Annotated in this window: 12 protein-coding genes; 9 read left to right on the top strand and 3 right to left on the bottom strand. The window is 67.9% G+C overall.

Annotation, left to right across the window (positions count from 1 at the left end):
- The first annotated feature begins 2 nt into the window (after nucleotides 1-2).
- Together AC1DYM_RS02755 and AC1DYM_RS02750 are read left to right on the top strand one after the other, a co-directional pair.
- Complete coding sequence (locus AC1DYM_RS02755; RefSeq protein WP_477335716.1) at nucleotides 3-1,127, top strand: glycosyltransferase family 4 protein; 1,125 nt, start codon at nucleotides 3-5, stop codon at nucleotides 1,125-1,127.
- Nucleotides 1,124-2,239 carry a glycosyltransferase family 4 protein gene (locus AC1DYM_RS02750; protein WP_477335714.1) on the top strand — a complete coding sequence of 372 codons (1,116 nt, stop codon included), beginning with the start codon at nucleotides 1,124-1,126 and terminating at the stop codon, nucleotides 2,237-2,239. The genes AC1DYM_RS02755 and AC1DYM_RS02750 overlap by 4 nt, the downstream gene beginning before the upstream one ends.
- On the opposite strand, the gene AC1DYM_RS02745 is transcribed toward AC1DYM_RS02750, so the two are convergent.
- The gene (locus tag AC1DYM_RS02745; RefSeq protein ID WP_477335712.1) at nucleotides 2,236-3,459 is read right to left on the bottom strand and encodes a nucleotidyltransferase family protein; all 1,224 of its coding nucleotides are present in this window, start codon (nucleotides 3,457-3,459) and stop codon (nucleotides 2,236-2,238) included. The genes AC1DYM_RS02750 and AC1DYM_RS02745 overlap by 4 nt on opposite strands.
- An 8-nt stretch (nucleotides 3,460-3,467) precedes the next feature.
- Nucleotides 3,468-4,958: a B12-binding domain-containing radical SAM protein gene (locus AC1DYM_RS02740; RefSeq protein WP_477335710.1), complete on the bottom strand. Its 1,491-nt coding sequence runs from the start codon at nucleotides 4,956-4,958 to the stop codon at nucleotides 3,468-3,470.
- A gap of 126 nt (nucleotides 4,959-5,084) precedes the next feature.
- On the opposite strand from AC1DYM_RS02740, the gene AC1DYM_RS02735 reads away from it, so the two are divergent.
- The 7 genes from AC1DYM_RS02735 to AC1DYM_RS02705 are packed head-to-tail and all read left to right on the top strand — an operon-like array spanning nucleotide 5,085 to nucleotide 13,671.
- Nucleotides 5,085-6,128, top strand: coding sequence for a phosphoenolpyruvate carboxykinase (ATP) (locus AC1DYM_RS02735; protein ID WP_477335708.1), 1,044 nt, complete (start codon nucleotides 5,085-5,087; stop codon nucleotides 6,126-6,128).
- Nucleotides 6,125-7,816, top strand: coding sequence for an ATP-binding cassette domain-containing protein (locus AC1DYM_RS02730; RefSeq protein WP_477335706.1), 1,692 nt, complete (start codon nucleotides 6,125-6,127; stop codon nucleotides 7,814-7,816). The genes AC1DYM_RS02735 and AC1DYM_RS02730 overlap by 4 nt, the downstream gene beginning before the upstream one ends.
- A gap of 29 nt (nucleotides 7,817-7,845) precedes the next feature.
- Entirely contained in the window at nucleotides 7,846-8,046 is a 201-nt protein-coding gene (locus tag AC1DYM_RS02725; protein ID WP_477335704.1) for a hypothetical protein, read from the top strand.
- A gap of 44 nt (nucleotides 8,047-8,090) precedes the next feature.
- Nucleotides 8,091-8,735, top strand: a complete 645-nt coding sequence (locus AC1DYM_RS02720) for a hypothetical protein (protein ID WP_477335702.1) — start codon at nucleotides 8,091-8,093, stop codon at nucleotides 8,733-8,735.
- Between the two features lie 7 nt (nucleotides 8,736-8,742).
- Nucleotides 8,743-11,085, top strand: coding sequence for a putative bifunctional diguanylate cyclase/phosphodiesterase (locus AC1DYM_RS02715; protein ID WP_477335700.1), 2,343 nt, complete (start codon nucleotides 8,743-8,745; stop codon nucleotides 11,083-11,085).
- Complete coding sequence (locus AC1DYM_RS02710) at nucleotides 11,082-12,269, top strand: hypothetical protein (protein ID WP_477335698.1); 1,188 nt, start codon at nucleotides 11,082-11,084, stop codon at nucleotides 12,267-12,269. The genes AC1DYM_RS02715 and AC1DYM_RS02710 overlap by 4 nt, the downstream gene beginning before the upstream one ends.
- A 1-nt stretch (nucleotide 12,270) precedes the next feature.
- Nucleotides 12,271-13,671, top strand: coding sequence for a GGDEF domain-containing protein (locus tag AC1DYM_RS02705; RefSeq protein ID WP_477335696.1), 1,401 nt, complete (start codon nucleotides 12,271-12,273; stop codon nucleotides 13,669-13,671).
- An 895-nt stretch (nucleotides 13,672-14,566) separates the two neighbouring features.
- Here the strand turns inward: AC1DYM_RS02705 and AC1DYM_RS02700 are convergent.
- Nucleotides 14,567-14,821 carry a CsbD family protein gene (locus AC1DYM_RS02700; protein ID WP_046968237.1) on the bottom strand — a complete coding sequence of 85 codons (255 nt, stop codon included), beginning with the start codon at nucleotides 14,819-14,821 and terminating at the stop codon, nucleotides 14,567-14,569.
- Nucleotides 14,822-14,855 lie beyond the last annotated feature (34 nt).

Below are 14,855 nucleotides of genomic sequence, written 5' to 3'. Positions count from 1 at the left end.
CCGTGCATGTCGCCCAGATCAACTTCCTCCGCGCGCCGGCGGATTGCCCGCCCGATGCCTTGTTCGAACGCTGGCCGTCGCTGGCGGACATCCCCGAAGCGGCGGCGGCCTCGGGGACGCGCGTATCGGTGATCCAGGTGGCGACCCACACCTGCGTGCTCACCCGGCACGGCATCGACTATCACTTCGTCGACCTGGGCGGCATGCGCTCCCTGGCGGCGCGCGGACGCTTCCTCGCCGACCTGGTCGCCGATATCGGTAGTCAGGTCGTTCACGTGCACAGCCTCGGCTTTGCCGCCGATGCGTTCGCCGTGGCCCAGTGCCTGCCACGCGTGCCGATCCTCATCCAGGACCACGCGGACCGTCCGCCACGCTGGTGGCGACGGGCGCGCTGGCGCATGTGGTACGCGGCGGCGTCCGGTATCGCCTTCACGTCGCCGGGACTGGCCGGGCCATTCACGCGTGCGGGCCTGTTCGCCCAGCGCACCCGCTTGTTCGCCATTCCGGAATCGAGCAGCCGCTTCCATCCAGGCGATCGCATGGCCGCGCGCGCTGAAACGGGCATGGGCGGCGATCCATGCGTGCTCTGGGTGGGACACCTTAGCCACGGCAAGGATCCCCTGACCGTACTGGATGGGATCGCGCGTGCATCGCAGCGCTTGCCGGGCATCCAGCTCTACTGTGCCTTCGGCAGTGCGCCCTTGCTGGACGAGGTGCGTCACCGGATCGAGAGCGACCCGCGCCTGCACGGCCGCGTTCATCTGCTCGGCAACCAGCCGCACGCGCGTATCGAGATGCTGATGCGCAGCGCCGATCTGTTCGTCTCGGGCAGCCGCGCTGAGAGTTGCGGCTTCGCCTTGCTCGAGGCGCTGGCCTGTGGCGTGACCCCGGTGGTCACGGACATTCCGTCGTTCCGCTCGCTCACGGGCAACGTCGTCGGTGAACTGTGGCCGTGCGGCGATGCCGCGCGGCTGGCGGAAGCGCTGGTTCGCGCGGCCGGGATCCGTCCCTCGCGTGCGGACGTGCGTGCGTTCTTCGATGCGACGCTGTCCTTCGCCGCCGTGGGCCGCCAATGGGCGGATGCCTACGCACGTCTGCTCGCCGATCGGCGGGAGGGCCGGTCGTGAAGATTGCCATCGTCGTCCCCGGCGGCATGGATCGCACGGGGGAATACCGGGTCATTCCCGTCTTCCTCGCGCTCGTCGCACGGCTTGCACAACGCCATGACGTGCATGTCTTCGTCCTTCACCAGGAGCCTCTGCCTGGGACCTGGCCGTTGCTGGGCGCGACCGTTCACAACATCGGCGACGGCTGGCCGCGTCTTCGCGCGATTGCCGCGATTCGCGCCGAGCACAGGCTGGCGCCGTTCGCCCTGATCCACGCGATCTTTTCCGGCTCGTGCAGTTTTGTCGCCGTTGCGGCGGCGAAGTGGCTGCGCATCGCGAGCCTGGTCCACATCGCCGGCGGCGAACTCGTCGCGCTGCACGGCATCGGCTACGGCGGCCGGCGCCGCTGGAAGGGACGGCTTCGCGAAGCGGTGGTGCTCCGTGCCACGGACGCCGTGACAGCGGCCAGTGCACCGATCGTCGATTCGCTTGCCGTACTGGGTATCACAGCGCGGCGCATCCCGCTCGGCGTCGACACGACCGCATGGCCACCGCTGGCGCCACGTCGCCGAGCCACGCCGCGCGCGCGCCTCATGCATGTCGCCAGCCTCAATCTGGTGAAGGATCAGACGACCTTGCTGCGCGCCCTGGCGGCGCTACGCGAGGCCGGCGTGGACTTCGAGATGGACATCGTCGGCGTCGATACCCTGCAGGGCCGGATGGATGGACTCGCCCGTCAGCTGGGACTCGACGCGCACGTGCGCTTCCTGGGCTTTCGCACGCAGCGCGAACTCCGCCCATTGGTGGAGGCTTCCGACCTGCTGGTGATGTCGTCGATGCACGAGGCGGGCCCCCTGGTGCTTCTCGAGGCCGCTGTCGCCGGTGTGCCCACGGTCGGTACGGCGGTCGGTCACCTTGCCGAGTGGTCTCCGGTGGCGGCACTCGCGGTCGACGTGGGTGACTGGGTCGGCCTGGCCGCGGCGATCCAGCGTGTCCTGCTCGACGAGGCGCTACGTTGCCGGCTGGCGGTGGCCGCCCAGCATAGGGCGCTCGCCGAGGGCGCCGACCACACCGCCCGGACGTTCGAAGCCCTGTACGTCGAACTGCTCGCGCGCCGCGGTACGGCCGTTTAGGCCAGCGGCGCCGCGGGTTCGAGCGCCGCACGCACGACGTACAACGTGTCCATGCGCGGCACCGGACGCGTGAGCCACGTGAGCATGCGTCGACGGTGACCCTGGGTGACCCAGCTCTGACCCTGCAACCACACCTGCGTACGCACCATGTCGGCGCGTTCCTTCACGCTCTCCGCCGAGGGGCGCAGGCGGTTGCGCAGGCATCGCGCGACCTCGCCCAGACTGCGTGACCACTCGACGCCGGGTAAGGCGTGCAACCACAGGTCCGAGCAGGACACGTCGGTCAGCATCCAGCGCCGTGACAGGGCGCGCAGGAGGGGAGGGCACTCGCTTTCCAGGCGCCCGAGAATCATCGGTGGCACCGCCTGCGTGTAGTAGCGTGCAACGAGGCGCAGCGGCGGTAACGCCCACCACGCCGAGCCGACGCGGCCGTCATCCCACAAGGCCTGCCAGTCGCTCGCCACCATGCGCGTCGAGAGCAGCGAGATATCGTTCAGGTGCATGAGTCGCAGGCTGCGGCCGCAGACATTGCCGGCGGCGTGCAGCAGAAGATGGCTCATCAAGGCGCCATGCGAGGGATAGGGATTGAGCCCCGGCCGCGGATGACGGGGGTAGATACGCGCCGTGATATCGACCGTGGACACCGGCAGGCGCTCCTGGATGCGCGTATGCAGTTCGATGTTGACCGGTGTGTCGCGGTGTTCGCCGAGCCCCTGGAACGCATGACTGTCGATCGGCTTGAACACGCGGTGCTTCCACTGCGCGAACGATTCCTCATAGCCGAGTTCGAGGAGCAGGGCGGTGGTCGGTCCGACGTCGTCCTCGCGGACGAGCAGGTCGATGTCGGCCATGGGACGATCGCCCGGGCTGTAGATGCCCAACGCGTGCAGCGCCGATCCTTTCAACGGCACGATGGCCAGGCCGACGTCGTGCGCGCCCTCGTCGATGCGTTGGAGCAGCGTGGCGATACGGCGGTGCCGTTGCTCCACGTGCTCGCGTTGGGTGGCGAGAAACAGTCGCCAGGCAGGTTTGTTCCAGGTGGACAGGCGACTGAGCAGCGGCGAGACACCGTGCGCCACGGCCACCGCGGAAGCCAGTCGCCATTCGAGGTCGGTCCACGCAGGGAGCCGGCTGCCCGGCCTGGCCAATGCGAGCTCCGCGGCAAGTGCCTCGGTGGTGCGGTTGAGACCGCTACGGACGAGCTTCAGGGAGGGCATCATGACGGCATCTACAGTAGGGGTAGTGCGATGGTCTGCATCGCCATGAACGGCGACGGCGTGGGTTGCTCGGTGCGATGTTCCGCTTCATGGGCGAACAGGGTGTTCCAGCGGGTCTCGAGCTGGGCGTGCACGTCGCGGCGCGTTGCCGGCGAGAGCGTCTCGCGCGACTGGCGCAGGTTGACCTGCTGGTGCAACAGGTCTCGCATGTTGCGATAGAAGTCCGAATCGTAGGCGCCGCGGAACATCATGGCGAGGTCGTTGCTGTCACGCCAATGGGTCTTCCTGCCCAACTGCGCTTTCACTTCTTCGTAGAATGTCGTACCTGGCAGCGGATATGACACGCTGACGCCGATGTCGTCCGGCGCGGCCTCGGCGACGAGGTCACGGGTGGCGAGCAGGTCGGTGAGTTGCTCGCCGAGGTAACCGAGCTGGATGAAGAAGCCGACACGCACGCCGTGCTCGCCGAAACGACGGCGCGCCGCGATCAGCTCGGCGACCGTCGTACCTTTGTTCATGCGGTCGAGTACGCGCTGGCTGCCGCTCTCCGCACCGATCCAGGCTTCCGCGCAACCGGCGTCGGCCAGGGCGGCGACCATGCGTTCGCTGCCGAGGTCGGCGCGGGTCTGGATGGTGAAAGGCACCGAGCCGTCGCTGTCACGAAGATGGTCGGCGAAGGCGCTCACCCAGCCAACATGGAAACCGAAGATGTCGTCGGCCATCCAGATGTGGTCCGGCTGGAACGTGCGCTTGAGATAGGTCATCTCGGCGGCGACGTCCTCGGCGCTGCGCTGCTTGTAGTGGTTGCCCCAGATCGGTTTCGCACACCAGTTGCAACGGAACGGGCAACCGCGGGAGGCCGCCATGTTCAGGCTGAAGTAGCCGTGGCGTTCCTGCCAGAGTGAGCGGTAACGCTCGATGTCGACGAGGTCCCAGGCGGGACGACCGACCACCCGCGGATCGGGGGGTACCGCGCCGAGTCGGACCAGTTGCGTCTCGCCGTCGACGAGGGTGGCGACACCGGCCAGGCCAGCCGTCCAGCTCGCCGTATCGATGTCCGGTGAGCGTTGCAGCCGGTCCACGAGGGCGGCCAGCCCGGCGATGCCTTCGCCGACAAGCACCGCGTCGGCCCCGGCGGCGAGAAACGCCTCGGGTTGGTCCGATGCGTCGGAGCCGGCGACGATCACCCGGGCCCCCGACGAGCGCGCCTCGGCGATCATCTGGCATGCCGCGTCGCGCATGCGGCTGAGGCACATCTTGGTCAGGTAGTTGAAGTTGTCTTCATAGATCACGACGAGGTCGGGGTCCGCGGCGTGCAGCGCACCGGCGTATTCCTCCACGCCCTCGGCCAGCATGGCGTCGAACAACGACAGGGTGTGGCCCATCTCCCTGAGCAGCGCGGCCACCTGGATGGTGGCAAGCGGGGGATAGGGTTTGCCACGTTCCCACTGCTTCGGGTCGTATCGAAGGAAGTAGGAGTGGCCGACCTGGATCTTGAGCATGTCGGGGAAGCCTCGATCGTCGCGTTGGTCAGTGAGTGCCTGCGCGCAACGCGAGGGTTGCCTTCACTTCATGCGCAACCTTTCCGCAGGCGCTCCGCACCCACGGGTTCACTGCCGGGATGCCGCATGGCCCAGATCACCCCTCCGGGCATTGGCGACATTGGCGCCGATCCCTTTTTCGAGCGCTCGCCCTATCCCTTCGCCATGGTCAAGACCATTCTCGGTGCCCGTTTCCGCTTCGACAGTACCCATCCGGCGCTGCTCGCGCCGGTCGAGGCGGCTTACGGTGGTTTGCCGCGCGACGTGCCGGGCACGATGCTGCCGAGCTTTCACATCGAGCTCCGTCTCTCGCCACGGCGCCACGCGCCGGCCTGGGACGAGCCGCCGCCGGTGCTCACGCAATCCGGCGGGGGCCTGCTGTGCGGCATCGTGGATGCCGCCAATTACGTCATCATCGACCACGGCCGCCAACGGGCCTTGGTCGTCGTGTCCGAAGACATGCTCGACTGGCCTTATCACGTCCGCTACGAACTGATCGAGTTCGCGGTCTTCGTGCTGGCCGCACGCGGCATGGACCTGCTCCCGTTGCACGGCGCCTGCCTCGGTCTGGACGGCCGTGGTGTCCTCCTGCTCGGCGCGAGCGGTGCCGGCAAATCCACACTCGCCCTGCATGGCCTGCTCGAGGGGATGGACTTCGTCGCCGAAGACGCCATCTTTGTCGATCCCCGCAGCATGGAAGCGCGTGGCGTCGGCAACTTCCTGCATGTGCGCGACGATGCCTTGCGCTTCATCGACGAGGGGCCGCTGCGTCGCTGGATCGCGGATTCGCCGACGATCCGCCGACGTAGCGGCGTCGAGAAGTTCGAAGCCGATCTGCGCCAGGGATACGGTCATGTCGCGACCGCACCGCTGGCCCTCGTCGGTGCCGTTTTCGTTTCCGCCGAGCTGGCTGCCGACGAGGCCGACATGCTCGTCCCGCTCGCGCATGACGATATCGCCGCGCGCTTGCTTGCCGACCAACCCTATGCGGCCGGCCAGGCCGGATGGCACCGGTTCGTCCATCGGCTGTCGGAGATGGACGTCCATGTGCTTCGGCGTGGGCGGCACCCGCGCGCTTCGGTGGATGCCTTGCGGTCCTTGCTGACATCACGCCACGCCGCGAGTGCATGACGATGAACGCCGCGACGCCGCGCGATGGCCTGCGCGATCTCCTGAGATCGCTCGCGACAACGCTACCCACGGCAGACCGCTGGAACGTCGGCATCTACGTCGCGCTGTCCCTGGGCTCGGCCTTCGCGGGTGCGCTCGCCACCGTGTTGCTGGTGCCACTGGTGCAGCCGGACGCGCGAATGCCGTTCGACGGACGCTGGCTCCATGCCTCACTGAGCGTGGGCTGGCGTATCGCCGCGTTTACCGCGGTGACGCTCGCCTTTGCCCTGCTGCGCTGGCAGGCCGCCTGTCTCGGCGCACGGCTGACGGGTCGCTACGGCATGCGCCTGCGCCGGCAGGTGCATGCGCGACTGATCGCTGCCGAGATCGGGCCGCTTGCGGCCGTCAGCTCGGCGGAGATCGCGAACGTATTTACCCACAACGTCGAGATCATCGTGCAGGCGTTCAGCGCGCTGCAGCAGTTGCTCGTCGCTGGGATCACCGCGGCGGTCAGCCTTTCCCTTGCGTTCTGGGTATCGCCGCTGCTGCTCCTGGTCGCGCCGCCGCTTGCAGCCCTCGCCTTGCTCGCTTCGCGCTTCTACGGTCGTGAACAGGTCGACGTGGCCCGCCGCTACGTCGCGGACATCACACGCCTCTTCTGGCGCAGTGAAGACTTTCCCCGCCGGCTACGACACGTACGCTCGTTCGGCCGCGAGCCCACGGAACGTGACAGTTTCGGCGAGGTATCCGAAGACCTGTCTCGCGGCTACGCCCGCCAACTGGAGCTGATCGCCTCGGGTCGGTTGATACTCGAACTGCTGGCCGTGGGCGGTATCGCCTTGCTCTTCGTCGTCGCACAGCGCTGGCACGGCATCGATCAGGGCGCCCTGATCGCGGTCTGCCTGCTGCTCGGCCGACTCTTGCCCTACCTGGTGTCGACGCGGCAAAGCATGCAACAGATGCGCTCGGCCGCACCCGCGTTCGCGTTGTGGCGGCGCTACATGAGCCTGGCCGCCTCCGACACGCCGTCCGCGTCGATCGCCTTGCCGATCATTCCCGCCAGTGGCATCCATCTCCGGCATATCCACGTCACGCCGCCGATTCCCGGCATCGACCTCGAAGACCTGATCGTACGTCCCGGCGATCTCGTCCTCATCCAGGGCGATTCCGGCATCGGAAAAAGCAGCCTCGTCGATGTACTCGCTGGCATGGCACGGCCGACCCTGTTCGACGTATGGGTCGGCGGGCACGCCATCGATTACGACGCGTACCGCGCTTACGTCCGGCACGGCGCCTACGTCAGCCAGAGTGTGCGGCCATGGCAGGCGACCGTGCGCGACTGCCTGCGCTGGGCGTCGGCATCGGCGACCGACGAGCAGCTGCACGAGGTGCTGTGCGACGTCGGCCTCGATAAAACGCTGGACGCGGCCTTGCACGATATGTCCAGCCGACTCTCCGGCGGCGAACTCCAGCGTCTTCTGCTTGCCCAGGTGATCCTGCGCAAGCCCGCCGTCGCCGTGCTCGACGAAGCCACGGGCGCGCTGGATGCAGCGTCGGAGCTGGCCRTGTTGTCGGCACTGAAGCGGCGCCTGCCGCGAAGCCTGTTGATCGTGGTGTCCCACCGGGAAGGTGTCGCCGCACTGGCCGATCGCTGCGTGACCGTCGGCCCCACCATTCGGTCTATTGTTCCTTCACGCGCCGGGGCCTAACGTCGGCATCGTCAACCGGGGGGAAGGCCATGCGCGTCACCACGAAATCCATCGCGATGCTGGCCGGGCTCATGCTCGCCCTCGCCGGCGGTCGGGCGCAGGCGCCAGGCCAACCGTCGTTCGACACCGTCGCCGCCACGCATCACAACGATGTCTGGAGTACAGACCCCTGCGGACCGCACCGACCGATGGTCGCCATCTGCCGCATGCTGCGTCCCGTTCGCGGCTGAGCCACCGACTGAGCTAGGCTAGCGTCGGATCACAGGGGAAGCCCATGCGCCGTCTGCTCGCCATCGCGACTGTAGTCATCCTGGGCGGTACACCGGCCCATGCCGGGCGGGTCGTTGTCGAGGTCGTGGATACGAGTGGGCATCCGGTGGCGGACGCCGTCGTCAGCCTTGCGCCCCGGCCCGGCACCTCGGCACGAACGATCCCGCCGGTCACGCACTACGTCGACCAGAAAGACGAAACCTTTCTTCCCTTCGTGTCGGCGATGCATGTCGGCGACAGCGTGATCTTCCGCAACAGCGACACGACGCGGCATCACGTCTACTCATTTTCGGACATGGTGAAGTTCGAAACCATGCTTGCCCCCGGCGAGAGCTCGCCGGCGCTGGTGATGAAGGGCCCTGGCAACGCAGCCGTCGGTTGCAACATCCACGACCAGATGCTCACGTACCTCTATGTGACGAAGGATCCCGAGATGGCGACGACCGATGCTCAGGGCAGGGCGAGCATCGACGGCATCGTCGCCGGGGACTACGTCGCACACGCCTGGCATCCCCAGCTTCGTCCCGGCGTGACCCTGCCAATCCAGGGCGTCACGGTGAACGAGTCGAGCCCGGCCACGGTCCGTTTCAACCTCGCCCTGTTGCCCGATCCACGCGGGGCGATGGATCGAGAGCACCTGGGCTACTGAGCCGACCATGCCGGTCCTCGGTTTCCGCACCCGGCTGGCACTGTTCTTCGTCGCCACGCTGATCCTCGTCCAAGGGGTTACCGCCGTTCTGGCCTACGACGTGGCACGCCGCCAGCTGGTTAAGGAAGGCGGCCATCAGTTGACTGCGAGCGCGGCGGCCTTCGTCGCCCAGATGAACGATCTGTCGGCCAGCGTTGCCAACGGTGTGCAGATCATGTCGCTGGACTATGGCCTGCGCTCGGCCATCGGCGCGCGCGACAAGGACACCATCCTTTCCGTCCTGCGCAACCATGGGCGACGCGTCGGCGCATCGCGTATGCAACTGCTCGACCTCGACGGCAAGGTGCAGGCAGATACGGCAAGCGGCGCCGGCGACGGCCAGCCGTTCGCCTTTCCCGATCTGCTGAGTCGGGCCTTCAACGAACGGACGGCGGCCGTCGCGGTCGTCGACGGCAAGGCCTTCTGGGTGGTCGTCGTGCCGATCTACGCGCCGCAACCGGTGGGGTTGGTGGCGGCGAGCATGCCGGTCGACAACGCGATGATCGCGCACATGCAGCAGCTATCCGCGCTACCGCGCGATATCGAGCTCGCCACGCCGACCGGCACCGGACACTACGCCGTCATGGCTCGCGGAAGCAGTCGTTCCGAGCTGACGGCGAGCTTTTCCTCCAGCGACCGCTCGCTGCCGTCGGAGCCGACCGCGGCGACGATCGGCGGCCGCGATTACCTGGTGCTGGCGCAGTTGCTCCGCCAACCGAAGGGAAGCGGTGCGGTCTACGCCGTGCTCGGCTACTCGCTCGACGACGCGTTGCGTCCCTACAAGGCGGTGTGGGATGCCTGGCTGGCCTTGCTTGCCGTTGGCCTCGCGGCCGGGTTGCTCGTTGCCTGGCTGGTCGCGCGCGGCGTGTCGCGACCGGTGGAGGCCTTGGCTGCCGCGGCGCGGCGCATCGCCGGTGGCGATTACCGTGATGCACCCGAGGTGCGTCGCCGCGACGAGATCGGCGAACTGGCGACGGCGTTCCGCACCATGGGTGACGCGGTCCGCGAACGCGAACTGCGCATTCGACACCAGGCCATGCACGATGGCGTGACCGGCCTGCCGAATCGCGCCGCGGCCGAGGAAGCGATCGACCAGGATCTGGCGACCGCACCCGGCCAGCAGGGTGCCCTGTTGATCCTGGGCGTCACGCGCCTGCCGGACATCATCAAGACGATCGGCCACGCACTGGCCGATCGTCTGATGCGCGATGCCGGCGTGCGCGTCGGGCAGGTGGCCGGCACGCACTACGTCGCGCGCGCCACGGACACCCAGTTCGCGGTGTGGCTTCGCGGCGCCGACCGTACCGAGGCGATCTCGGTGGCGTTCCGGGTGATGGATGCGCTCGGCCAGCCCTATCAGGAAGCCGAAGTGAACATGGACATGGGCCCCGCGGTCGGTATCGCGCTGGCGCCAAGCCACGGCGAACGTGCGGCCGCCTTGCTGCGTCGGGCCGAGGTGGCGGAATTCGCCGCTGTAGGTTCGGCGCGGGGTGTCGATGTCTACGACCCGCAGGCCGATCCCCATCGGCCTGAACGTCTTTCCCTCATGAGCGAATTGCGCACGGCCATCGAGACCGATGCGCTGGAGCTGTACTACCAGCCCCAGCGGCGTCTGGCCGACGGTCGCATCGACGGTGTCGAAGCGCTGGTGCGCTGGCCCCGGCCCGGACGCGGCATGGTCTCGCCCGAGCAGTTCGTCGCCGTGGCCGAGGAGACCGGCAATATCGGCCGCCTGACGCGCTGGGTGCTCGCCCGCGGTATCGCCCAGGCGGCGGAACTCGTCCGTGCGGGGCAGCCGCTGCGATTCTCGATCAACCTCTCTGCCCGAGACATCGGCGATACCGAACTGCCCGACCACGTGGCCCATCTGCTGCGGGTGCACCAACTGCCGGCCACCGCGCTGGTCCTGGAAGTGACCGAGAGCGCCGTCATCGGCGAGCCGGAGGCGGCGCTTCAAGTCCTCCGTCGCCTGGCCGATATGGGTATCGACGTGGCGATCGACGATTTCGGGGTCGGCCAGACCTCGTTCGCCTACCTCCGCCGCCTGCCCGTCAGGGAACTGAAGATCGACAAGATGTTCGTCCAGCACCTCGCCACCGATGAAACCGACCGCGTGATCGTCCGATCGCTGGTCGAGCTCGGCCATCGGCTGGGCTATCGGGTGACCGCCGAAGGGGTGGAGGACGAAGACACCATCGCCTTCCTTGGCGAGGTCGGTTGCGACCATGTGCAAGGATTCCATGTCGACCGGCCAATGTCCTTCGCGGCGCTGGTCGCGCGGCGCGCCGCGCCAGACGCGGGATTCGCGTGAGTCGTTTCCGTCGCGCGTTCACCATCACCGCCATCTGCCTGGTTACGCCCCTCGCCAGCGCACAGGAGCTGAAGCTGCATGCGTATGCGGATGTGCGCGTGGTCGACGCCGCCAACGATCCCAGCTTCGTCAACGGCGGCCCGGGACGCCTGCGCTATGGCGACGGCGAGACGCGGGCGCGCTTCGGCGCAGCGGCCGTCGTCGTTACCGCGCAGCTCACGCCGGCCCTGTTCGCCCTGGCCGACGTCCAGCTCCAGCAGACCGACCACGCCAGCCCGCAGCTCACCGAAGCCTTCCTTCGTTACCGTCCGCTGTCCCTTTCGGCCTGGCGCACCGCCATCAAGGGCGGCCTGTATTTCCTCCCCGTCTCGCTCGAAAACGACAGCATCGGCTGGACCAGTCCGTGGACCATCACGCCGTCGGCGATCAACAGCTGGGTTGGCGAGGAATTGCGTGGTCTCGGTGCCGAGGCTCGCGAGGAGTGGCGCGGTGACAACGGCACGATCGGTCTGGGCGGTGGTCTTTTCCGGCATAACGACGTCGCGGGAAACATCCTCGCGATGCGCGGCTGGTCGCTGAGCGACCTGGTCTACGGTGTCGGCGGTCGGTTGCGCGAGCCTTCCGAGGAGGGCGGTACACGGGAGCAGTACGCGCCGTTCCAGCGCGTCGGCGGTCGCACCGGCTGGTATGCGGATGCCGGCTGGAAGAGCAGCACGGGCCTCGACCTGCGCCTGCTGCGCTACGACAACCGGGCGGACCCGCAGGCCTGGCGGCTTTATGCGAACGGCGACGGGCTCTTTGCCTGGCGCACGCGCTTCTGGTCGGCGGGCGCGAAATTCACCACCGGGCCGGTGACCTGGATCGCGCAGGGCATGGACGGGGACACCGACGTCCAGCCGCAGCAGACGATCTTCCGGACCCGTTTCCAGTCGGCCTTCCTGCTGGCCGGCTGGAACCGTGGCGCATGGCGTCCTACGCTGCGCGTGGAGCGTTTCCGCACCTGGCCGTCGGGCGAGCGCGGGCGCGCGATCACCGCCGCGCTGAACTGGCGCCCGAGCGAGTGGTTGCGCCTTACCGCCGAAGTCCTGCACGTGGACGCCACGCGAGACGATCGCCTGGAGGCGGGGCTCGCCCCCCAGGAACGCGGCAACCAACTGCAACTGCTCGCACGGGTACTCTACTGACATGAACGAAGGTGGCGGCGTGGCGCAGGACGTCTGGGAGCGCAAATACCATCTCGCCCTCGAGCGGATGGAGCGCGACGAACACGACTTCCGTGTGACGGAGGAGGGCTTGCGACGCCTCGTGCTTCGCCTTGCCGCGCTGGCTCGTGGACAGAGCGAGGAGGCCGATCGTCTTCTGGATCATCTGGGCGACGGCCTGCGTCACGCGTCGACTCCCGAGACCCTCGACCCCTTGCTGGATGCCCTGACCGAGGCGATCGCTGCGCTCGAACGGCAGTCGCCTTTGCCCATCGTCCCTGCGCGCGACGTGCCGCAGGCGGCGGCTGTCGTGGATCCCATCCCGGTACAGGAGATCGACGCCTGTCGCGTGGCGACGGACGCGTTGCGGCAGGTGCTCCTCACGATCGCGATGATGCCCGCACTCGCCGGGCGTGCCGACGATCTGCATGCAGTGCTGGGCGAAGCCCGCGATCCCGAGGCGATCGCGTCGGCGGCGCAAGGTCTCGCCGACCTCGTGAATCAGGAACGCGCGTCGCTGCGTCACGACATGGCGCAGCTACAGGACCTGCTTGCCGAAGTCAGCGGGCGTCTCGGCGACATGACGCGTTACCTGGTGGCCGAAACCGAGCACATCGCTACCGGTGACGAACAAGGTCGCGACCTCGATGCGACGGTTCGCGAAGAAATGCGTCTTCTCGCCGAGCAGACCCTGGGCGCCACGGACCTGGACGCCTTGCAGGCACAGGTGAATGCGCGCCTTTCGATGATCGACGAGCACTTTCGTGCGTTCCGCGATCGCGAAGACGAACGCATGGCGACCTATCGCGATCGTGCGGAACGCATGAAAGACCGTGTCGAAGAGCTGGAGACCCAGGCCACATCGCTGCAGGACTCGTTGCGTCGCGAACACGAACTCGCGCTCACCGATCCCCTGACCGGCCTGCCCAATCGCCTTGCTTACGAACGGCGCATGGCCGAGATCGAACAGGACGTACGCGACCAGGGCGGCATCGCCTGCGTGGGCGCGTTCGATATCGATCATTTCAAGGTGATCAACGACAGCTTCGGCCATGCGGCAGGCGACGCGGTCCTGCGCATTGTCGGTCAGACTCTGACGCGCGAACTGCCGGCACCGGCCTTCGTCGCGCGTTATGGCGGCGAGGAGTTCGTCGTGATCTTCGCCGGCATCGCGCCGGAGGAGGCCCTCGCCGCCGCCACGGCGCTGTGCGAAACCGTCGCCGCCCTGGCGTTCCACGCCAGCCAGAAACCCGTGACGGTGACGATGTCCGGCGGCATCACCCGCTTCCTCGCCAACGACACCGCCGCCACTGTCTTCGACCGCGCCGACCGCGCGCTGTACGCCGCCAAGCGAGCGGGGCGCAATCGCTGCTTGTTGCTTTGAGGCGGTGAGTCGCGGCGTGGCGCAAGAGCCGGCGGGTATCGCCCTCGGGGCCACGCTCCGGCGACCCGCTAGGGAAGGGCCGCGAATCGCGGCCGTTTACTTATTGCCCTACGGGCCGGGTCGGCGCCCCACCGGCGGTTTCCGACTCGACATCCTGTCTCGCGAAAACGGTCGGCCGTCCTGGCCGCCCCCCTTCGGGCTTTTTCCGGTGTGACGCCTCGCTTGCGCTACCGGCCCCGAGGGCGATACCCGCCGGCTCTTCCGAGCACTGAGGTGCCGTGAGGTCGAGCCAACGCTCGCAACGGGCACAGTGCGGGCCCTTGGTAGGAGCCGATTCATCGGCGAACCCTCAACACAGCTATAGCGAACGAGGCCTTGCGTCGCATCGTGACGGCGGTTAACCGCTCGCCCCATCACCACCCGGCCTCACTCGCTTGCACGATGTCCTGAGGGTTCGCCGCTGAAGCGGCTCCCACACAAGACCTGCGTTGCGCCGGTGGGTGGCGGCGGTTGCTTTCCGCTCACGCCACCTCAGTGCTCGGAAGAGCCGGCGGGTGCCACCCTCGGGGCCGGTAGCGGAGGCGAGGGCGTCGGCTGGATCAGGCCCGTCAGGGGGCCGGCCAGGACGGCCGGCCTTTTTCGCGAGACAGGATGTCGAGTCGGAAAACCCCAGTCGACGCCCGGCCCGGCCCGTAGGGCAATAGATAAACGGCCGCGCTCGCGGCCCTCCTTGGCGGGACGCCGTAGCGTAGCCCCGAGGGTGGCACCCGCCGGCTCTTGCGACGCGCCCTGCGAGCGCAGCAAAACGCGAGGCCGAAGGCGAGCCCACACTCAATGGAAAACGAAAAAGCCCGGCATGAAGCCGGGCTCTTTCAGCGCAGACTTTCGAGGCGACTCAGTCGCGGCGGGCGAGGAGCATGCCTACCAGGATGCCGACGCCGAAGCCGCTCAGGATCGCGCCGAGGGGGCGATGGGCGATGACGTCGCGGGCGGTGTCGACGGCCTCGCCGGCCTTGGCCTGGACGCGACCGGCCGTCTCGCGGATGGCGCCTTCGGCCTCGAGGCCGTGGTCGCCGCCCAACGCCCCGGCAGCACGCTGCACACGCCCGCCGATAGTGTTCGCCGCGCCACGGATCTGGTCTTCGTTCATGGTCCCGCTCCTCGTTGATTAGGAGACGAAGGTG

The organism is Luteibacter sp. P1_D3 (genome assembly GCF_056406135.1).
The sequence above is the reverse complement of the archived record's forward strand: the minus strand, read 5'-3'. Positions and strand labels throughout refer to the sequence as shown.